This is a genomic window from Gemmatimonadota bacterium (assembly GCA_009838845.1).
Taxonomy (GTDB): Bacteria; Latescibacterota; UBA2968; order UBA2968; family UBA2968; genus VXRD01.
In genome coordinates, this window is sequence record VXRD01000041.1 from 22,232 (window position 1) to 44,821 (window position 22,590).

The window sequence follows — 22,590 nt, forward strand, 5'->3', positions numbered from 1 at the left end:
CATGCAAGCCACAGCACTCATCACCCATGAGGGGCCCACCTTTGCCTGCGAAAACATCGTCCTTCCCGATCCACGCCCCGATCAAATCGCAGTACAAACCCGGTATTCCGGCGTCAGTATCGGCACTGAATTTGCCGCCATCACCCGCAAGCTCGACTACGGTCCCTATCCCCTGTGTACGGGGTATCAGGCCGTCGGCACCGTCGAACACGTCGGCAAAGACGCAACCAGTTTCGCTGTTGGCGACCGCGTCTATTACCGCTGGAACCGCGTCTTCTCCCTCGCTACATCAGGTCAGAAAGTCTCTGCCAGCCAGGGCGCGCATACCTCTGCCGCAGTCCTGGACACGCAGGGACCGCGAGCCTTTGTCGCCCACTTGCCCGCTGACGTTGATGAAGCCGCCGCCAGCTTATTTGTCATGCCCGCCGTAGGCCTCAACGGCGTGGATATGGCCAACCCCCGAATGGGCGACCGCGTTGTCGTGTACGGCTGTGGCCTCGTCGGACTGGGCGTCGTCGCTGCATGCAGCCACCGGGGCTGTGAAGTCATTGCCATAGACCTGGAGGCTAACCGCCTCGACATCGCGCAAAAACTCGGTGCCGATCACCTCATCCAGGACGCTGAAGCTATCCGCGACATCGCCCCCGACGGTGCCGACGTCGTCTTCGAATGCACGGGCATACCCGCCTGCATTGACCCGGCCATCGCCCTTTGCCGCACCCATGGAACCTTCATTCTTCAGGGCAACTACGGCCGCCACCCCATCTCTTACAACTTTTTACCGCCCCACGGAAAACGCCTCACCATGTACTATCCCTGCAACGATGGCGAAGCCCCCTGTCGCCGCGCCGTCATCAAAAACATGGGCACTGGCGTTCTCCCCTGGCATCATACCATCACCCATGAAGTCGCATCTTCAGACGCGCCGGGACTTTATCGCGATATCCTCAACGGCGAAGACAAAAACATTATCGGTGCTGTTATTCGGTGGTTCTAAAAAAGGAGCAATCACAATGGACAACTTAAAAGTCGGAATTATCGGCCTGGGCGGCATTGCCCGATCTCACTGCGATGCCATTGAAACCCTGAACAACGTCGAAATAGTCGCCGTTGCCGACCTCATTGAGGAAAAGCGCCGCGAATACATGGGCAAATACGATATTCCCAAAAGCTATCCCTCCCACACCGACCTCTTGAAAGACCCCGAAATCGACGCTGTCGCCATCACCCTGGGCCACCAACTCCACCAGCGCCTCACCGTTGACGCCTGCAATGCAGGCAAACACGTTCTGGTAGAAAAACCCATGGCCATCAGCCTGGAACAATGCGACAACATGGTCACAGCCGCAGCCGATAATGGAGTCAAACTAATGGTCGGCTTGACGCAACACTACTACGGCACCAGCATCAAAGCAAAAGAAATACTGGACTCTGGCGCACTGGGACCCATCATCACCGCCGTGTGTTACATGTCCAAAAACTGGAGCTACGCCGGTCGCCGCCCGCAGTACCGCAGCCGCTACCACGGCGGGGGCATGTGGTTGACCAATGGCGTACACGTAGTAGATCGGCTCACCTGGATGATCGGCTCACAGGCCGTATCCGTCTCCGCCGCCATTGGAACCCGCGCCCACTACCAGGCCGCAGATGACTCTGCCACGGCCTTCGTCCGCTATAAAAACGGCCTGGCAGGCATTGCCGTAGCCGTTGGATTTGCAGATGGTGCGCCCGACCACGAATGTCAGGTCATCTGTGCAAATGGCACACTGCGCTTTTCCGAACACGGTGGAAAATATGTCAAAGTCGGCAAAAACGATCAGTGGGAAAACGTCCCCTTCGATGAGCCGCCCTCGACCATGCACAACGAGTGGAAAGCCTTTGCCGAAGCCATCGCCCTGGACATTGAACCTCCCACCCACGGGGAATGGGCGCGTCACATTATGGAAATTTTATTCGCCGCCGAACAATCTGCCATCACCGGTCGAGAAGTCGCATTGGAAAGCGGACCGGGCTGGTTCAACCAGCGCTCTGGCTCGCCTGTGACAACGCAACACGGCTGGATATGAAAATTTTATTTGTCGCGCAGTATGGCCCCTTAGCAGCCAGCAGTCGCACGCGGGTTTTCGATTATCTGCCCCTGTTGCGTAGAGCGGGCATCACCTGTGATGTCAAAGTCGTAACCCCCGATGACCTGATCAAACGCAATACCAGAGGGATTTTTTCGCGTCTCCTGTACTATGTTCTATCCTATTTTCGCGCCTGGTGGACAGGATGGACTTGTGTTTTTATAGCCTCACAATACGACGCTATACTGATTCAAAAAACGCTGTTTTCTTTTCCCATACCACATCTGTTGCGCCGATACAGACACAAAATATTTTTCGATTTTGACGATGCTATCTTCACACTCGAAAACCCCAACGCGGGATGGATCAATCGGTTGCGAACCCGACGGCGCGCAATGGGCGTACCCGCAATGCTGCAAACAGCACACTGCGCGATTGTCGAAAATGCCTACACCGCTGAATTTGCAGCCCGTTATTGCCCTTATATTTCACAAATCACGGGACCCATTGATACCGCGCGTTATGTCCCCTCAAAAAAAATAACGGGCGAAAAGATCGTATTGGGATGGATTGGAAGCCAGTGGACAACGCGGTATCTGGACATGATTCGAGACCCACTGGCCGTTCTCTCGCGGCGATATCCCAATTTGGAATTGCGTTTGATTGGCGCAGATGAGTTTGACGTTCCCGATTTGCAAATTGTGCACATGGACTGGGCGTTAGAAACCGAAGTTGATCATTTACAGACATTTGACATTGGCTTGATGCCGCTACCCGACGATCCTTTTACGCGGGGCAAAGGGGGATACAAACTACTGCAATACATGGCCTGCGGATTGCCCGTGGTGGCGAGTCCAGTCGAAATCAACCGCGAAATCGTCACCCATGGAAAAACCGGATTTTGGGCTGAGACAGACATCGAGTGGATCGAATTTTTGGGTACATTAATCGAAAATAAAACCCTGCGCAATCGCCTGGGGATTGCCGGTCGCGCCCGTGTGATCGCGCATTATGCACTCGAAAAAAGTAGCGAACAATTGCTGGCTCTTCTGCAGCGGAGCACACACCAATGCGACACGCTTTCACAGTAGATGTCGAAGATTGGTACCAGGGCATACCGATCACCAATCAGATGTCCGCGCAAAGCGAGCCACGCCTTGAGAGAAGTTGCCATCACTTACTCGATATAATGGCAGAATACAATGTTCTCGGCACATTCTTTATCCTGGGACCAGTAGCACAGCACTATCCCGACTTAATACGCCGCATAGCCCGCGAAGGTCACGAACTGGGATGCCATGGATGGTCTCACGATCTGGTCTATGAAATGCCCCCCAAGCGATTTCGAGAAGAAACGCAACGGGCATCTGCTGCAATATCCGATGTAACCGCGCAACCCGTAACCGCCTATCGCGCAGCTTACTTCTCCATTACAGCGCGATCATTGTGGGCCCTGGATATTTTGGCAGAACTCGGTTTTCAGTGCGATTCGAGTATTTTTCCAGTGCATAACTGGCGATATGGGATTCCCGATTTTGAGTTGTCATCGCGTATTGTAAAAACTGCTTCTGGGCCAATTTGCGAAATTCCAATATCTGTTCGCGAAGTGGGAAAAATGCGATTGCCCGTAACCGGAGGCGCCTATTTCAGGCTATATCCCTATTTTGTGAGCCGCGCAAATATGCGGGCCGTGAGCAAACAACAGCGGGCTGTGGTCTTTTATCTGCACCCTTGGGAACTCGACCCCGATCATCCACGGGTCGCATTTTACTGGAAGGCGCGTCTGACGCACTACGCCAATTTGAAAGCAACAGAGCCTCGATTGAGACGATTATTGACCGACTTCTCTTTTTGTCCGCTACGCGAAATAGCAATGCAAATAAGAAAAGATAAATGAGGTCATCAGAACCCATCTGTGGAAGATGCGTTTCACCTAAGGTTTCTAATTGCCTTTAATCATTCGAGACCTTATATTTAGATGTTTTTGGGTGGGATACTGTGTCCTGGGATGTATAAAGAGCGGGGATTGTATTTGTCGGAAGATATGTCCTGCTCGGCAATGGGAAAGGAATAAATACATGAGGTTTTTGGTTACGGGCGGTGCGGGTTTTATTGGCTCACATCTGGCCGAACGGCTTTTGAAACAAGACCACGAAGTTTTTGTTTTAGACGATCTTTCAACTGGAGATCTGGACAATGTGCGGCACCTCGAAGGGAATCCGCGGTTTCAAATGAAAGTGGGCACAGTGCTCGATCCAGAGACACTCAGACCCTTAGTCGAGTGGAGTGATGTCATTTATCATCTCGCGGCAGCTGTGGGTGTTAATTATGTCATCAACCACCCATTGCAGTCTTTGACCACGAATATCCGGGGCACTGAACTCCTGTTGGAATTGGCGAACAAAACGAAGAAACGAGTACTTTTGGCTTCGACCTCAGAGGTTGCGGGAAAGAAAAACGGCAAAGCGACATTTAGTGAAGACGATGATCGCCTGTTGGGACCAACAACTGTTGCGCGATGGAATTATTCAACTTCTAAAGCCGTTGGTGAAATGCTGGGCTTGGCTTATTGGAGAGAAAAAAAATTGCCCGTGATCATGGTGCGCTTCTTCAATGTAATTGGTCCCCGGCAAAGTCCAGAATACGGCATGGTGGTGCCCCGATTCATCAAGCAGGCATTGTTGGGACATCCCATTACGGTATATAACGACGGCGAACAAAGGCGGTGTTTTACCGATATAGAAGATGCCTTAGATGGATTGACAGCACTGATGGAACACGACCAAACGCCGGGCGAAATTTTCAATTTGGGAGGCAATCACGAGACCAATGAGATTTGTATCAAGGGCCTCGCTGAAAAAATCAAAGTGCTGACTGAAAGCGACTCACCCATTGAATTTGTGCCTTATGATAAGGCATTTGCAAAGGGTTCTTACGAAGACCTCAATTATCGCGTTCCCGATTTGACCAAGATCAAAAAATTAACGGGTTATAATCCCAAAATCAGTTTGGATACCACATTGCGGCGCATTATTGAATACTACGAATCGTGATGCCCGCTTTACTCTTTTTTACAAACGGCGTTTGCATTGCCCATTGGGAAGTGTAAACGCCAATTTTTGTTATGCATCGACGTCCCAAAATACTCCATACCATGACCTGGCTTGCGCCCGGTGGTGGTGCAGACCGAAATGTGTATCTTTCGATGAAGGACATGCGAAAGGATTACGAGATACACCTCGCCGTTGGACGGCAAATAGAGCGGGACGATTTGTTAAAATTACACGGGGTTGCCGCACATATATGCCCATATTTAGACCGGAAAATCAGACCCTGGCGCGATTTTCGCGCGCTGCTGTGGTTCATGCGATTGATTCGCCGAGAGCGATTTGATCTGGTTCACACCCATGAAAGCAAAGCGAGTTTGCTCGGGCGCCTCGCAGCGCGATTGGTCGGCTGCAAGCATATCATCTACGGACTTCACGGTGTTGTTTTTAACGATCCTGTCAACCGCATCAAACGACAATTCTACATCGCGCTCGAAAAAATGACGATATGGGCTTGCGATTTGATCATAGCTGTTGGTCGGGACACAATTCGGCACTATCATCGAGAGAATATAGGCCGCAGCATTCCCCATCAGGTCGTTTATAGCGGCATCGATGTTACAGAATTTGAACGGCGTCTGAACAACGTAAAAAAAGACGCATTTCGGTGCGACACAGGCATACCTGACGACGCGCCCGTCCTGGTCAATATCGGCCGTTTTTCATCCGCCAAAGCACAACATTATACCATTGAGGCATTTGCCAGATTGCAATGTCCCGGAGCCAGATTATTATTGGTAGGGGAAGGCCCCGAGCGCGTAGCTTGCGAGCGGCTTTGCGCCGAGTTAGGCATCGTGGATCGGGTTATTTTCGCGGGATTTCTCCAGGATATTACACCTGCGTATGCGATTGCCTCTGTGCATGTCCTATCCTCTTTACGCGAGGGCTTGTCCGGCGTTGCTGTAGAAGCATCCCTCGCGCGGGTGCCCACAGTATCGTTCGAAGTCGAAGGCATACGAGAGATTGTAACACATGGACACTCAGGCTTTGTCGTGCCACAAGGCGATATCGAGGCGATGGTGAGATATTTGGAAAAACTGATCGGAGATTCTCAAATGTGTCACACATTTGGAGAACGCGCATCCCAGCACGCGATTGCGCGATGGGATCACCGCGTTATGGTGCAAAAATTGGATACGATTTATCGACAAAGGCTCAAAATATGAAACCGCGCAAAATGGGATACGGCTGTACCAGCAGTACATCAACGCGGGCTGTCGGGCAGTTTTTTGATATTTATGCCAAAAATTTTGATGCGATCTACGGACATACAGGACGTCGAAGCGCGCTCGGCAGATGGGTAGATCGCACATTTCGGCAGGTGATGATGCGGCGTTTTGAGGAAACGCTTCGGCAAACAAAAAAACAAGAGATTCATTCTGTCTTAGACATCGGGTGTGGCCCGGGGCGATACACAGCTGCGTTTGCACTTCAGGGAAAAGAAGTCGTGGGAGTAGATATTGCCGAAGAAATGCTAAAAATTGCACAGGACAATATCGACGCGCTCAATGTAAGTGCAGACCTCGTTCTGGACGATTATCTGTCTGTTCATTTTGACCGGATATTTGACGCGGCGTGTTTGATGGGATTTTTTGATTATATTGAAGATCCCGTACCGATTTTAAAAAAATTAGCAATAGAAGTAATGGGCGAATTTTATGCGAGCTTTCCAAAATCGGGCGGTTTTTTGGCGTGGCAGCGCCACATCCGATACCGCCTGCGAAGGTGTCCGCTGTGGTTATACAGCAAACGAGATGTTGAAGACGCACTGATTGCAAGCGGCTTTGTCGGATGCTACGAAATTCGAGATTTTGGACGCGATTGGTATGTGGTCGTCCAAATGCAGGACACAAGGTGAACCACCATCTCCGAAAAACCAGAGCTATTTTTTTAGCACCTATGTCAAAAGGTCTCACATTTTTAAAATTATGCACCGCCGCGGCCTTTGCAATACTGGCGTGGATCGCTTCGGGCATATCATTATTAGACGATGATTGGGGCCATCTCAAATTGGCATCCAAAGGCTTTGCCTTCGCTTTGACAACCGGATGGGAGGGCCTGATTGGTCAAGGGGGATATTATCGTCCGGTAGTTGTTTCATCGTTTTATCTCGACTATTTAATCGGTGGGTACGCGCCCGCTATTTATCACATCCACAATATTTTGATTCACGCGGGATGCGCGTATCTCGTTTTTTTATTTGCGCGATGCCTCTCCACAGACCGCGCGGTAGCCTGGGGCGCCGCGCTTTTGTTTTTTCTACTCCCCATTCACACCGATTCTATCTTCTGGATTGTTGGACGCACAGATCTTTTGTGTACTCTGTTCTATCTAAGCGCGCTGATTTTATTTTTTAAATACATGCAGCGCGGTTCTAACGGCGCGTTATTGGGACTTGCCGTTTGTAGTGCGCTCGCTTTTTTGTCCAAAGAAATGGCAGTGTCCCTACCCATCGCACTCGCGGCACTGGTCGCGTATCGCAAAGCGTGGAACACAGCACCAGCGCGGTGCGGATTGGCTGTTGTCTGTATCGTATTACTCGCGTATTTTGGCGTTCGGTGGCTCGTACTGGGCAGCGTATTGGGAGGGACACCCCGCGTATCAATTATAGATTGGGCGCGCGACAGCGTGAAAGCAGTGGCAAAATTTGGGATGAGTGACATCTGGTGGCTGGGCATTGCATTGGTGATCGGAAGTGCTGGAATTTTTATTTATCAACACGGTCGCAACATCTTGAACAAAAACGCGGGGTTCTGTCGCCCATTTGCCCTGCTCTTGATCTTCCTCCTCGGCGCGAGCCTCGCCCCGGCATTGGGGCATTTACACAACTGGTATTTGTATTTGCCCTCCGCCTTCTTTTGTCTGGGTATCTCTATGATTTGGCTAAATAAAAAGCAGCCAATTCTCTGCTCTCTCTTTGCCGTTCTAATCCTTTACTACGGAGTGGTGATCGGACGCGAGGGCTTTCTCTGGCGCGAAGCTTCGCAAATGAGCGAAAATGCGATTGCCAATTTGATGCCCCATGCGCAGGCAACCACCGGCACGTTATTCGTCTGCAACGTGCCCTCGGCCTGGACACCTTCCGGTGCATTCAGTGGCAAACCGCTATTTGCTTATGCACTCAAAAATGCACTTGCCATGCGGTCGTCTCAACCGTTACAAGCTAAAATTGCAATGGTGAACCACGTCTGGTTGACTGATGATTTTGCGTATCGCATTCACAGAACAAATACGGGTTTTGATCTGGCGATTGCAAAAGGCGGCTTCTTTTCGTTTCACAGCAAGGGACAGGGACAAACACCGCCATTTGAAATTGTCCAAATGTGGGGGCGTGTGGCGGTACACGCAACCGATTCTCTCTCAATCGCGCTGAATATGCAACCTGAGGATCGCGTGATAATCTACAACAAAGGTGAATTTGAGAAATTGTGGCCATAAAAAGATACGATCATGAAAACTTTCTCGCATTTGATTCCCGCAATCACTTTACTAATCGCGACGAGCATCGCACACGCGGGAAACGTGCGCGTGGTGGCAACGGGTGAAAACTGGGTAGAAGTTGTGGTGGATGCGTCCGATTTAGTCATCACCTCAGAATCATCTTATGATCGCATAGACGTGCCGGGATGGATGTGGTTACACCAGCCGGGAGCACCTGCTGTACCTGTGCGCGGTGCAACACTGGGCATGCCTTATGGCTCTCGTGCGGTCGTTCAAGTGCTCAATGCAAACTATGAGGAAATCGACGGACTGAATCTAATGCCAGTGCCCCAAACGCAGTTGTTGGGATCTGAACAACATCCGTTTTCGAGATCAATTTACCTGAAAGACGAGACAATTTACGACACGCCGGGGTTTTATCCTGGTGCAGAAGCCGTTGTGGCACACACGGGCGTCTTGCGCGATCAACAAGTCGCGATTCTGTCATTGCGTCCCGTGCAGTACGACCCCGTTCAGCGCAGACTTCGGATTGCGCGACAATTGCGGGTGCGCATATTATTTATCGCGGATGAAACGCGGCCCCCTATTCGGATTTTGAGAGCTACAGACGGTTTTGAGCCCATCTATCAAAAGGGATTGCTCAACCCCGAACAGGCGCGCTTTTGGCGTGGGCGACGCATTCGCGCGACAAAGCGCATACAGGATTGGTACGACCCCCTGGCCACGTATTACAAAATCAGAATTTTTGAAGATGGTCTCTACCGATTGGATGCGAACTGGTTTTCCGAATCCGGCATTGTGTTGGCACCGGGAGATTTGGATCGGTTGCAGGTATTTTTAGACGGAAAAGAAATCCCGCTACTCATTGACGATGGCGGAGACGGCGTATTAGATACGGGCGATGGGGTGCTGTTTTGGGGCGCATATCGACGCGCGCCAGACCGAGACTTCGAAAATGAATACGGCGCAGAGCGCGTCTATTTCCTGCGTATTGGTCGAGAATCTGGCCTGCGATATAAACCAGCAGAAGACGCGTCTGCCGCCGACGCAGTCTCCACGCATTTTTTGTCGCGCAAACACGTTGAAATCGATTCTACTTATGAAGCGATGGGACATGCCCGAAATGCCGACCGCGATCACTGGTTCTGGCGGCGCACTGCATCTCCGTCGCGCCCAGGCGATATGCCCACAGACGTCGTAATGCCCGTACCTTTGCCGGGGCTGGCGCGCGAAGCAGGTAGCAACGCGCAAATTCGCCTGGGCATGCATTCCTTGACCTTGAACCAGAATATAAACCCCGATCACTACGCTGTCGTACAAATTCAGGATGGTCCGCTCATCGCAGAAGCGCGCTGGGATGGACAGGATGCTCATATAGCGACGGGCATAGTACCTGTATCGGCATTGTCGGATACGACGTACGTGGTATTGCGAACACCCGGCGATCCCTCGTTTCCAATCGAGCCGATTCCCTATGTCGATCACGTGTATTTCAACTGGGTAGAGATCACCTATCCGCGGCACTTTGAGGCCATAGATGGTATGCTGCATTTTAATCCGGGTATTGTGCTTTCGCCGCGCGCGGTCTCAATTCCCAATCTTGAACACGAACGGGTTAGAGTCTTGAATTTGGACAAGAACAAGATCATTAGCACGGTGCGAGATGGCGAGGGAATTCGGTTTGAGATTGCTGAAGGCGGCAATTTTGTCGCGGCGGATGAAACAGCGATAAAAACACCCGAACTTGCAGAACGCGATACACCTCATGATTTGCGCGGCTTCTCCGGCGCGGATTATGTGATTATCGCAGGTGCGGATTTTATGGATGCAGCCGAGCGTTTGGCCGCACATCGGCAAGGGCAGGGGTTATCCACGCTGGTGGTCAATGTAGCCGATGTATATGACGAGTTTTCCTTTGGACAAGTCGATGCCGAGGCCATTCGCCGTTTTGTACAATACGGATTTCACACCTGGGCACAACGCCCCGTGTATGTATTGTTATTCGGGGAATTCAGCTTTGATTATCGCAATTTATTTGGGCAAACCCGGATTGCGCGTCACAATCTCGTACCAGGTATGCCCTTTCAATCTCCCAACCGAGGTCTGGCATTTACCGATGAATTTTTTGGGCGGGTGGATGATGGTTTATTTATGGATGTATTTGTGGGGCGGTTTTCCGTGCGACGCGCATCGCAGGCCAATACAGTTGTGCAAAAAGTAATCGCTTATGACGAAACACCGTCGGCGCAATGGCGCAATCGCATTTTGCTAATGGCAAATTGGGATCCACAGGGAGGGACGTACAAATTTATTGCGCCGAGTGATACGCTGGCAACAATTACGCACGCTATCGGGCTGGAGAATTTCAAGGTATATCACGACGCAGATACACCGCCCGAACCCAATGCCTCATCCCGCGAAGTTATTCGGCAGATCAATGAGGGGCGTCTGATTGTAAATTTTATGGGACATGGCAGTGCCTCATCGATGTCCAAATTTATTGCCGGAACATTTCAGCGAGGGGCGTTCGATTACATGAGCCAGATACGAAACCGCGAACGCCTACCCCTATTTATCGGAATGTCGTGTCTAAATGGTTTGTACTGGGACCCGCGCATCATAAGTTTAGCCGAAGAAATGACCAACAAACCCAATGGCGGCGCAATAGCGTATATCTCCGCGTCTTCCCTCTCTTTTATTCGCATTAACAACCAGCTCAACACCGCGCTATTCCGACATATATTTGAAAATGGCGTACGGGCTTTCGGGCACAGTCTCGCTCTGGGCAAAATGACCGAACTCGCCGCTCTCCCTTCGAGTGAACTGGGATTGGTGGGGATGAACCTGATCGGCGATCCCGCACAACAAATCGCAGTACCACAAAGCCCGGATTTTGTACTTGGCGATGCTGCGTTGCAGTTAGACCAGCAAGGCGAACTGACTACGGCGGACTCGGTTCGGGTGACACTCCGCGTAGATAATTGGGGTATTCTGCCCAAACGCAGCGTGGATATCGTCCTGATTGATCGCAACCTGGATTCCGCCGTGGTCGATACCCTATTCAGGGCGGCTTTATCGCCTTTTGGAATACGCGATAGTGTGACGGTGTTCTGGCGTCTCAAAAATCGTGCCGGACGCCATGTCTTAGAAGCGATAGCCGACCCCGACAATGCAATTGTAGAAGGCGATGAAACAAATAATCGGACAGCAGTAGAAATTGATGTCTTAGGCGCATTATCGACTATACAGCTCTTGCCATTGCCCAGTCAGACTGTAGCAAATGCCCAGACAGTATTGGGTGTGCGGTCTGGGGAAAACCAGTTCCATCTAACAGGCGAATTTGAGCTGAATGCATCTGGCGATTTTCAAGATACCGCGACAATGCGCTCGGGCAGCGTAGCCGCCGCCGAGGGCATCATTTTATGGCGTCCAACGGGTTTGCGCGCGGGGGCTTATTTTTGGCGCGCCCGATTATCCGATGGACAGACAACGGGACCCTGGTCCGATGTGCGACATTTTGTGGTGACATCCTCTGTACCTGAACGACAGGTAGTATGGCAGCAAGACGGTGCTATTGCACTATCGCGCGGCACAGGCGAAGATGTCGTGCTATCTGATGACGGTACCGTGGGACGCACCATGTCTCCACCTCCAATCCGATTCAATGCTGCCGAAGCTTCTTTTTTGAGCGAAGGTGTGGCGGGCACAGCCGTTTTGTGTACAGATGGAACATATCTGTATGTAAAGCGATTCTATACACCGCAAGGCCAGAAACAGTATCCCGGCAGCGATCTATTCGCGCGTATTGGCACGGGATTCAATGGCACAATAGCAGGTCAGAATTACGGAGTCGTGACCGAAACACCTATCCAGGGCATTTCTGCGACATTTCACAGTGATGGGTTTATCTATGCCGAACACCAAACAGCGCGCTCTGTGCTGCGTATTTCTCCCGTCACTGGACAAATCGATACCGTTGAAGTACCCGGCCGCTTGCTGGATTTGTACCGCGGATTGCCCTTTGATGCCCATGCATTGATTACCTCTGACGGCGAGTTTATTTATAACGTATCTGCAGGCGTCAATGGTGTGCGGCGCAGCGGATGGAGCGTGCGGATATTTGACCCGGCCAATGCCTGGCGCATCGTGCGACAATTTGCCGTACCGCCAACCGATACGGGATTTGGCTATCGGCACACAAATAGCGCGATTTCCGATGGACAGTTTATCTACTTAATCGAATATAGTACGGGATTGACGCACCGCGTGCGCGTGGTAGATGCACATACCGGGGCATTCGTCGAAGAATTTGAAAGCGATCAGGCGCAGACAGATATTCTGGGCGGGCAATTTGATTGGGTGAACAATGCGGTGTGGTTGGGACAATTGGAGGGAGGCATGGTATATCGATACCTGGGTCAGCGTTTGCCCGAATTTGGCACCTTAACATCTGAACCGATTGGACCAGCAGGTGCGTGGCATACAGTAACAACAGCTTTATCGGGCACGGGCAAAGCCGAAGTGAATTTACTCGGCGAGATCGATAACAATACGTTTGCACCATTGGCACAATGGCAAAATTTATCACCCGGAGCGATTGATTTGCGCGGCATAGCCGTTCCGCGACTCAAAATTCAGATCAAATTGTACGGAGAGGGATTAAATCCATCCCCCGGTCTGCAAACCTGGACCACGACATATCAGCCACTTTCAGATATTGGTCTGAGCAACTTGCGGGCAGAACCCTTTGAAGTAACGGAATTGCAACCCGTTTATCTCCATCTCGACGTACAAAATTGGGGTCCATTAGACCTTGCTCTGGGCGCATCTGTTGCCTTTTATAGCGGCTCTCCCGCGCTGGGGCGTCTGATAGGGCGCATGGCTGTGCCCGAAAATAGTCCGCTCGGACAAATCGTTCCCCTGCGTCTGGCGTGGCAAACCGCGCAATGGGCCGGACAACACATGGTAACGGCTCGTTTGGAAAATCTTCAAGGACAGTCGATTTTTCCCGGCCGCGAGGTAGTACTTACTGAGCCAGTGCATATTGCCCCGAGTTCTGACCGCGACGTGCCAACAATTGAAATCGCGGCGCTGGATGCTCTTGGAGAAGTTCGACCAGAAGATTATCTGCCCTCCCAACCGACATTTCGAATTTCCATGCGCGATACAGCGGGTATTGATTTGTCCAGCATTCGCCTATCGCTTTTGGGAACAGACGAGGCACAAGAGAGCGATTATGAGTCGGGAAAAATAAAAGACCGCGCAGTTACCCCCATGACACTGTCATTTGTCTATACCCCAAACGCGCTTGTCGATGGGCGTTATACACTCAATGTCGAAGCCTCTGACAGGCTGGGAAATGGTCCTGCAAAAATTGCAATATCGTTCCAGGTCTCTTCAATATTGGCGATAGAGAACGCACTGGTCGCGCCCAATCCCGTATCTGATACGGGACATTTTACATTCATCTTATCGCGTCCTTCAGAAATCACCGTGCAAATTTACACCCTTGCCGGACGGCTCGTTCAGAGAATTGAAGAGCCATTTGCACGCGCGGGATACAACCAGATTTTTTGGGATGGGCGAGACGCCGACGGCCATGTGCTGAGCAACAATACGTACTTATATATTTTGACCGCAGACAATGGCGAATCGCAGGCGCGGGTTAAAGACAAATTGATTGTATATCGATAAAGTGAAAAGAATCATGAAAGTACTCGTCATAGGTCTGGATTGCGCGTCGCCCGAACTGATCTTTCAGCGATTTCGAGATGACCTGTCCACCATCAACAACCTGATCCAGACCGGAATTTACGGCAACCTCAAAAGCACCATCCCGCCCATAACCATTCCCGCCTGGATGAGCATGGTAACGGGCAAAGACCCCGGCACGCTGGGATTTTACGGACTGCGCAACCGCGCCGATTACTCCTACAACCGTCTATCTATCGCCAACTCAACGCTCGTGCACGACGATACGGTTTGGGACATCATTTCTGCTGTGGGCAAAAAAGTAATTCTCGTAGGCGTGCCCCAAACCTATCCCCCCCAGCCAGTCAACGGCTGTCTGATCGCCTCTTTTCTCACGCCGAGCAACGACAGTTCCTATACCTATCCCGACAGTCTGAAAGCCGAAATCGAGCGCGTATCCGATGGCTATATCATCGATGTGCGCGATTTTCGCACAGATGACAAAGCGCGCTTGCTCCGCGAAATCTACACCATGACCGAAAAGCGATTTCGCGTGACGCGGCATCTCCTGCAAACCCGCGAATGGGATTTTTGCATGCATGTGGAAATGGGCACAGATCGCATCCACCACGGATTCTGGCGCTTTCTCGATCAAACCCACCGAAAACACGATCCCAATTCTGAATATGTGAACGCCATCCGCGACTATTACCGGTATCTCGATGGTGAAATCGCATCCCTGATTGATTTGGCGGGTAAAGACACTGCCATTCTCCTCGTCTCAGACCACGGCGCCAAGCGCATAGATGGCGGTATCTGCATCAACGAATGGTTGATCCGCGAAGGGTATTTGACACTAAAAAAATATCCCCAGGAGCCTATGGCTTATGAGGATCTCGAAATCGACTGGGCAAAAACCACAGCCTGGGGTGAGGGTGGCTATTACGCGCGCATCTTTCTCAACATTGCTGGACGCGAACCAAAAGGCATTGTGCCCCCCGAACAATACAATGTCTTACGCGACGAACTTTCAAAAAAAATCGTGAACATCCCCGACGACAAGGGCAATCCCCTGCCGACGAGGGTCTTCAAACCAGAAGATATTTACAGCACCATTAACAATATCCCACCCGATCTGATCGCCTATTTCGGAGACCTGCACTGGCGTTCTGTCGGCACAATAGGCCATCGCGCCATCCACACCCTTGAAAACGACACCGGACCAGACGATGCCAACCACGCCCAACACGGTATCTTTATTCTCAAAGACGGCACGCACACAGGCGAGAGATACAATCTGGAAATACGCGACATCGCACCAACTATCCTGGGCCTCATGGATATCCCCGCTCCCACCGACATGCAAGGCCAGACAATAGTCAACACGCCCTCAACGCCTGCATCACCAGATGCACAACCTTCACACACAGACGACGAAGTCTATACAGAAGACGAAAAAAAAGCACTCGAAGATCGACTCAGAGCGCTGGGATATTTGTGATTGACCGCTAAAAAACCCGAAAATGCGCGGGCAAAGTCGGCATTCCACTATCCTGTGTCGTAACAAAACCGCCAACGGCATTGGCTTGTTCGGCGCATATCTGCATCGGTGCGCCAGCGAGTAAATGCATGACAAATGCCGCCGTAAAAGCATCGCCAGCACCCACCGTATTCACGACCTGCTGTCTTTTCCCCACCGCCTGACAAATCCCACCTTCACTCACAACCCAGCACCCCTGTTCTCCCAGCGTCAAAATCACACATTGCAGGTCAAACCGCGCGCGAATACCTGTCAAAAAAGCATCCACATCTTCTTCCCCACCTACATAATCGCGCAGCAGGACGACTTCCTCGTCATTTAACTTCAGCACATCAGCACGTGTCAGAGATTCCCGCACAATCTCATCAGTGTGATAGTGCTGTCGAAAATTAATATCGAACACGCGCAGGCAATCCGGCGACGCCGCATCCAAAAAATTTATAATTGCCCGACGGCTCTGCGCCTCGCGTTGATCTATCGTCCCAAAACACAAGGCGTGAGCAGATTGCGCTATCGGTGCCAATTCTGAGCACCATGTAATCGCATCCCACGCCACGCCTTCGACAATTTCATAAGTAGGCTGCCCATCTACAAGGGTCACGTTCACGCTACCCGTTGGTCGATAGGCATGCACTTGCATGGCATCTGTAGCCACGCCTCTTCCGCTCAAAATCTCAAGTGCTGTCTTGCCCCGCGCATCGTCTCCCACGCAACTCACCATGGCAGAACGCGCGCCCAAAGCAGCCGCGTGCACGGCAAAATTTGCCGGCGCACCCCCCAATCGCTCGCCATCGGGAAACACATCCCACAACACGGCACCGATAGCGACCACAGAAGGCGGACCACGGCGCATTACCGCGACACCTTCACTGCCTTTTTTGCAGAAGCCGAGCGATAAGCGGCCTCGGACAAGCGAGCGACCTGCAAAGCGAAATCCGGCGGCGAATACCCCACGCCATCGTTGCGGATCAGATCAAAAAATGCCTGATCGGGCGTCATCTCCTGAATATGCGGTGGAATATCGAGTGGTTTGTCATTCAGCAAAACCGACTGTACTCGCCACTGGTGCAAATGGAATACCAGACAGCCCTTGCTTCCGTGAATGGCGATTCGCTCATCGTGATGCGCCGCATTGCCAAAGGTATTCAGCGTTCCCGCCCCGCCACCTTTGAAACGCACATTGACCACCATATTGGTATCCACAGCTTTTCCCGCATTCTCCGCAAAAGCCGAGACCTCCACAGGCTCCAATCCCGTAATCCACAACACAGAGGCGACGAGATGGCTACCCGTATCCATAAACATGCCACCCCCCGACAGCTCGGGATCCAAACGCCAGCCGCGGATACGTCCCCAATTTTGCGTCACATAGGCCACCACGCCGCGCAACTCTCCGAGTTCACCCTGCCGAATCAATTCACGCGCATAAACGTGGGGAGCCATATAATTGCGTTGATAGGCCACCACCAGATACAATTTCAATTTATCCGACAAATTGATCAGCGACTTGGTCTGCCGAGACGCAACAGTAAGGGGCTTCTCAACCAGAACGTGCAAGCCCTTTTGCAAAGACAGGCGGGCGTGCTCATAATGCAGCGCGTGGGGTGAACTGATCAGCATAGCATCGAGAGCCTCATTCCGCACGAGTTGGCGATAATCTTCATAAAACGACGCCTCACTGCCCCACGCCTCCATTAATGCTTCCGCCTGGCTCTCATCGGGATCGGCCACGCCGATAATCTCCACGCCGCCATCTGCTTTCAAACGGGGCAAATGCGCTCGTTGCATGTTGCCGCCACATCCGATCAAACCGAGGCGAATTTTCTCTTTTGACATCGCGCAGAACCTCCCGGTTTATAGTAAGTAATATTTTTTTAAGCCGCCGATTCAGCCACCATCGTTACTTCTTTCCTGCCTTCTAATCCGGAGATTACCGGAAATGTGCGCGATGAATCCCTTCCCCGCGCCATATAACGCACAGTAGGTGGAAAATAGGCGTAGAGTGCCGTATGCCTCGGGCGAGGTGAATTATTGGGACCAGAACCGTGTACACACAAACTGTGAAACAAGAGGGCTGTTCCCGCCTTGAGAGGCACCTCAATAGCCTGTGAGATATCCAAATTTTTTCGATCTGTCAACTTTGCATCTTGAGGCCGCGCAATATCGCCCCATTTCTGCATGCCCCACTTGTGACTCTCGGGAATCACTCGAATGCACCCATTCTCCGAACTGGCATCTGTCAATGCAATACTCACCGTGACAAGCGCGGGCGGCTCCATCGGCCAGTACGCCGAATCTTGATGAAAACCATGCGAAGACCCGTGAAACGCGGGCTTGAGCATAAGCGTACTGCGAAACAACAACAAATCGAGACCAATCAGATTCTGAACCACGGGCACGAGTTTGGAATGTGCAGCCAAATTCTTGAACACATTGGAAAAATCGCGCGTCTGTTCGATCTTTCGCAACACGGGCAAGCCATCTTGCTCTTTGTCCCTTGCATAAGGCTCGCGCTGAAAACTGCCCGAACGCTTATCGCCATTGGCTGCCAAATCTGCTGCCAGCACGTGTAATTTGTGAATTTCTTCTTCACACTCGGCCAACTCTTGGGACGACACCACATCTTCAACCACGAGATAGCCCTGGTCGAAAAAAAATGCTTTCTGTTCTTCGGGTGTCATTTTTATCCTCCTCAAAATTGCTAGATAGATAAATCATAATACTATAAATACTTGTGTCAAGCAAAGAAAAAGGGCGTCAGTCTGTAACCGACGCCCCTGGGGTTATATTTTCTATAAAAACCCGTAAAAATCCGCCTTTATTGCGAAGGGCGGGGCAGCACCTCAAAACCCACCGAATCCACGGACGCCGAGCCAAAAATCCCTATGCCCCCATCAACGTTAAACAGCGGACGCTCGAAATTGTCACCCGCCAGGCCGCCAGGCTGAAACGCATTCCCATCATCATCTTGAAAAAACTCGGGCACAGAGCGAATCAAATCAAACCAGTTCTTGTCAACCGCATAAATGCGAATGACATGAGGCCCGGCATATGCCACCGCAAACCAGGGGAAGCGCACGATGCCATCTGTGGCCTCAAATGCCGGCGAACTGCCATATCGTTCAAAATCCGCCCTCTCATCTTCATCGACCAAATCGGAATAAACCACAAAATCCGATTCTGGATCCAGGCTCTCAATTGCAATATGGTAGCCACTGGCAGGAAGCGGATCAAATCGCATTTCCAGAAGGCCTTCTTGATAGACAACACGATTCTCCTGCACATTGCCATCTTCATATCTATTCAAAGGACGGATGACCTCGAGTGTCTGATCATCTATTAATGCCGCCTCCCGAATATCGAATCTACCCGGTGTGATCGTCTGCGCTGTGGCTTCCCTACCCTGTGATCGCACGCGCAGATTATAAGTTGTATTTGGCAAAACGAGCGGGGCATTGAGCGGGGGACGATAAGACCCAGAGGAAAAACCCGAACTCGGGCGGTACACAAACGTCTGTTCCCCCTGAGTGATCACGACCTCGGCATCGCCTACACCTGCCCAGCGTTCAGAATAACCCACATTTGCTTTTACTGTCTCACTAACCAGCACCTGAGGCAGGGGTTTATCGACAATCAACAGCGCATCCACAACCAGAACACGCGAAGCATCGGGGCCAAAAAGACTCGATGGATCGCGCTCGGCCTCACATCCCACCAGCACGGCCAGGCAGCCCACCATCAAAACGAAATATTTCATCATACTCCTCTTAAAAATTAAAATTGATCCCCAGAGTCGGCACGATCGGCAACATCTTGACCACATCTGGATCGAACTCATCAAAAATGACAAACCACTCATTGCGCCGATTAAATACGTTAAACACCTGAACGTAAAACTCCCCATTCACCTCAAACGCTCGAAACCGCATCTTCACATTTAAATCCAATCTCTGATAGGGCAACAAGCGAGCACTATTGCGGTCTGAGGGAAGCACCAGATTTTCTATTTGACGGTGGGGCACTGCGGGCGAGCGCAATGAATAACGCGCAGATGCAGGTGTAAATGCCTGCCCAGTGCCATAGATATAATTCGCCCCAAGCGACCACCTGCCCAGGCGATAATTGGTCACAAAAGACACATCGTGGCGTCGGTCGTATTTGGGGGGAAACGCCTTACCCTGATTGAGTTCGGAAAAGGTACGCCTCGTCCATCCCAGCGTGTACCCAATCCATCCCGTCAATCGCCCGGTGCGGCGCTGTAAAAAGACTTCGACACCAGTTGCATACCCGGTCCCCCCACTCACAAACGTATCCTCTACGTTTGTCGCATCGATATCTGCGGCGATGCGATTGTCCAGTACAATCAAATTCGCCATATCCGTATAATAGGCTTCCACAGTAGCCTGATAACGCTCGGAAGGTTCCCACTCCACACCCACCACACTCTGCCAGGACCGTCCGGGTTCCACCGACTCATCCAGCGGCACCCAGTAATCACCGCCACTAAACAACTCGGTAGTCACCAATTGCAAATACTGATGAAATGAACCGCCAGCCGCCTTCCAGCGCCAATTGCCCCTGCGGTAGCTCATTGAAAAACGCGGCTCGACATGAAAGCGATCACCAGCGCTAAAATAACTGCTCCGCATGCCCAGGCGAATATCTGTTGCAGAGCCTGGCTGCCAATGATCTTGCACATACGCCGATAACAAATTGGGGGTCAGACGCAGATCGAATTGGCTTGAGCGATTAAATTCCTGATAAAATTCAAAATCGTAGTGCGTCGCCAAAAAGCCCCCGCTGATAGCGTGATCGCGTGCGGCAAACCAATCCACATCGCCTTTGATGGTAAAATCGCTAATACCGTTGGAAAGCAAGATGGGCGTATCGAGAATATTCAGCTCTATCTTACTGGCATAATTACTGCCCGCCACCACAAAATTGCCAAATAGCGCGGGCGAAAACACATGCGTCCACTTGCCCAAAAAAGCCGTATTCCCCCACCGAATGCCGAAATACGAATCCTCATCAACATCAAAAGTCAAATTGTCTCGACCAAAATATCCACTGATCTGCACCTTGTCATTATCCGAAAAATCCTGATTGAGCTTGGCATTTAAGTCGTAAAAATAATACGTGGGAACATCTGTTTCTTCATCCCGGATGAAAGACAATAACGGATCGATATAAGTGCGCCGTCCCGACATCATCCACGAGCCTTTTGGCGTTGGGCCTTCAAGTGTCAAACGCGCGGCAATAAGGCTTATCCCTCCGCTGGCGTCAAATCCCTTGCGATTGCCGTCCTTATTGTGTACGTCGAGCACCGACCCCAAACGACCGCCGTATTTCGCGGGATAAGCCCCTTTGTGTAAACTCATATCCCGAATGGCATCGGGGTTAAAAGTAGAAAAAAAGCCAAACGCGTGCGATGGATTGTAAAGCGGCATCTGGTCCAATAAAATCAAGGTTTGATCCGGGCCGCCACCGCGAATATAAAGCCCCGAACTGATATCTGACGCGGCCTGAATACCCGGCAACAGATGTAGCGAGCGCAAAATATCCGCCTCGCCAATAGCTGGCATCTCGCGGATTTTTGACGTTTCTATCTCCACAAAACCCGGCTGAATGCGCTGCTCTTCCTCTTCCTGCTTGGCCTGCACCACGATCTCCTCCACGACTATTGGCTCGGGTTTGAGTTGCACATCGAGCCGCCTTGTTTCCCCCGCTCGAAAAGTCAGCGTATCCTGAAAACTGATATACCCGATATAAGAAATGGTCAACACATAGGGGATATCCTCAGGAACCCCTTGAATGGCGTAATATCCATTCACATTGCTCAACACACTAATGGGCCTGTCTTGCCCTTTTAGCACCACCGTCGCATAGGGCAGCGACTCGCCATTACTCTGATCCACAATAAACCCACTCAGCGTTGCCGCCTGCACAGACAACGGCAACAACAGCAACAACAGCAACAAATATTTCACCAAATTTATCCCTCCTTGCAGAATGCACGATAACAAAAAGCGCGAATAGACGAATAGACGAACGGCAATACACACTGATACTGACTTACATCATGTCAGCACATGCTTTGGGAGGATGGGCGGGGTTCGTTGATTCGTTGATTCGCTAGCGTGTCACCAGATACCCCTTTTTGTGGCAACAACCCCTTCTTCGCGCTCGGCAATTAACCGGATGCGCTCTTGAATACGCGCGAGAATTAACCGCAACCGATCTCTATCGGCATCTGACAGCCCATCATTGCGCCAGGGATCCTCGCTACTTCTTTTTTGCTTGGTCATCTGCACATTGATCTCTTGAGTAAAAAAATCCATCACAACCGAAATGCGCGTGCGCCTCGAAACATCGAAAAAAGTCTGACTCGCATAACTCGACTCATGTCGCCAGCCCGTCGTTACCACACCGGCCACGGGATCAACCGTTTCTACCGTATAGCCTTCTTCGTGCAAAATAGTCACGGCGGCATTGGCAAATGCCTCGGGTGAAATTTTTTCCACCGACCCTGAGATCGACACGGGATCGACTACATTGCAACCCAGCGAAAACCCCAACAAAAAAAGAATCGTAACGTATTTCATACTGTCCCCCCAGCTAAAAGTTCCAGATTATCCGGAAAACCTGCTCGTGTTGAAGGCAGACACCGCACTGCCCCCTAACTGCAACTTCTGTGCCAGATGGACTCAAACCAAAAGAAAAATTATAACATCATTATTTTTAATAC

At 51.2% G+C, this 22,590-nt stretch carries 16 protein-coding genes; 10 read left to right on the forward strand and 6 right to left on the reverse strand.

The features are described from left to right. The first annotated feature begins 1 nt into the window (after position 1). The 10 genes from F4Y39_05880 to F4Y39_05925 all read left to right on the forward strand — a co-directional run bounded on the left by F4Y39_05880 (position 2) and on the right by F4Y39_05925 (position 15,806). The gene (locus F4Y39_05880; GenBank protein MYC13238.1) at positions 2 to 997 is read left to right on the forward strand and encodes a zinc-binding alcohol dehydrogenase; all 996 of its coding nucleotides are present in this window, start codon (positions 2 to 4) and stop codon (positions 995 to 997) included. After that, a complete protein-coding gene (locus tag F4Y39_05885; GenBank protein ID MYC13239.1) occupies positions 723 to 2,066 on the forward strand; it encodes a Gfo/Idh/MocA family oxidoreductase in 1,344 nt (447 codons plus the stop codon). The genes F4Y39_05880 and F4Y39_05885 overlap by 275 nt, the downstream gene beginning before the upstream one ends. Continuing rightward, on the forward strand, positions 1,925 to 3,157 hold the full coding sequence (locus F4Y39_05890) for a glycosyltransferase family 4 protein (protein MYC13240.1): 1,233 nt from the start codon (positions 1,925 to 1,927) through the stop codon (positions 3,155 to 3,157). Before F4Y39_05885 ends, F4Y39_05890 begins: the two co-directional genes overlap by 142 nt. Further along, positions 3,136 to 3,963, forward strand: coding sequence for a DUF3473 domain-containing protein (locus F4Y39_05895; protein MYC13241.1), 828 nt, complete (start codon positions 3,136 to 3,138; stop codon positions 3,961 to 3,963). Before F4Y39_05890 ends, F4Y39_05895 begins: the two co-directional genes overlap by 22 nt. 181 nt (positions 3,964 to 4,144) lie before the next feature. Beyond that, complete coding sequence (locus F4Y39_05900; protein ID MYC13242.1) at positions 4,145 to 5,119, forward strand: NAD-dependent epimerase/dehydratase family protein; 975 nt, start codon at positions 4,145 to 4,147, stop codon at positions 5,117 to 5,119. Between the two features lie 71 nt (positions 5,120 to 5,190). After that, the gene (locus F4Y39_05905; GenBank protein ID MYC13243.1) at positions 5,191 to 6,339 is read left to right on the forward strand and encodes a glycosyltransferase family 4 protein; all 1,149 of its coding nucleotides are present in this window, start codon (positions 5,191 to 5,193) and stop codon (positions 6,337 to 6,339) included. Continuing rightward, complete coding sequence (locus tag F4Y39_05910) at positions 6,276 to 7,031, forward strand: methyltransferase domain-containing protein (GenBank protein MYC13244.1); 756 nt, start codon at positions 6,276 to 6,278, stop codon at positions 7,029 to 7,031. Before F4Y39_05905 ends, F4Y39_05910 begins: the two co-directional genes overlap by 64 nt. After that, complete coding sequence (locus F4Y39_05915; protein MYC13245.1) at positions 6,965 to 8,611, forward strand: hypothetical protein; 1,647 nt, start codon at positions 6,965 to 6,967, stop codon at positions 8,609 to 8,611. The genes F4Y39_05910 and F4Y39_05915 overlap by 67 nt, the downstream gene beginning before the upstream one ends. A 12-nt stretch (positions 8,612 to 8,623) precedes the next feature. Continuing rightward, on the forward strand, positions 8,624 to 14,308 hold the full coding sequence (locus F4Y39_05920; GenBank protein MYC13246.1) for a hypothetical protein: 5,685 nt from the start codon (positions 8,624 to 8,626) through the stop codon (positions 14,306 to 14,308). A gap of 13 nt (positions 14,309 to 14,321) precedes the next feature. After that, complete coding sequence (locus F4Y39_05925) at positions 14,322 to 15,806, forward strand: phosphodiesterase (GenBank protein MYC13247.1); 1,485 nt, start codon at positions 14,322 to 14,324, stop codon at positions 15,804 to 15,806. 7 nt (positions 15,807 to 15,813) lie between these two features. On the opposite strand, the gene F4Y39_05930 is transcribed toward F4Y39_05925, so the two are convergent. The 6 genes from F4Y39_05930 to F4Y39_05955 all read right to left on the reverse strand — a co-directional run bounded on the left by F4Y39_05930 (position 15,814) and on the right by F4Y39_05955 (position 22,447). After that, a complete protein-coding gene (locus F4Y39_05930; protein MYC13248.1) occupies positions 15,814 to 16,698 on the reverse strand; it encodes a carbohydrate kinase in 885 nt (294 codons plus the stop codon). Next, entirely contained in the window at positions 16,698 to 17,681 is a 984-nt protein-coding gene (locus F4Y39_05935; GenBank protein MYC13249.1) for a Gfo/Idh/MocA family oxidoreductase, read from the reverse strand. The genes F4Y39_05930 and F4Y39_05935 overlap by 1 nt, the downstream gene beginning before the upstream one ends. Positions 17,682 to 17,719: 38 nt before the next feature. Further along, positions 17,720 to 18,526 carry a phytanoyl-CoA dioxygenase family protein gene (locus F4Y39_05940; protein ID MYC13250.1) on the reverse strand — a complete coding sequence of 269 codons (807 nt, stop codon included), beginning with the start codon at positions 18,524 to 18,526 and terminating at the stop codon, positions 17,720 to 17,722. Between the two features lie 137 nt (positions 18,527 to 18,663). Beyond that, positions 18,664 to 19,749, reverse strand: a complete 1,086-nt coding sequence (locus F4Y39_05945; protein MYC13251.1) for a DUF4249 family protein — start codon at positions 19,747 to 19,749, stop codon at positions 18,664 to 18,666. Next, positions 19,613 to 21,907: a TonB-dependent receptor gene (locus F4Y39_05950; protein ID MYC13252.1), complete on the reverse strand. Its 2,295-nt coding sequence runs from the start codon at positions 21,905 to 21,907 to the stop codon at positions 19,613 to 19,615. The genes F4Y39_05945 and F4Y39_05950 overlap by 137 nt, the downstream gene beginning before the upstream one ends. Positions 21,908 to 21,985: 78 nt before the next feature. Next, positions 21,986 to 22,447 carry a hypothetical protein gene (locus F4Y39_05955; GenBank protein MYC13253.1) on the reverse strand — a complete coding sequence of 154 codons (462 nt, stop codon included), beginning with the start codon at positions 22,445 to 22,447 and terminating at the stop codon, positions 21,986 to 21,988. Positions 22,448 to 22,590 lie beyond the last annotated feature (143 nt).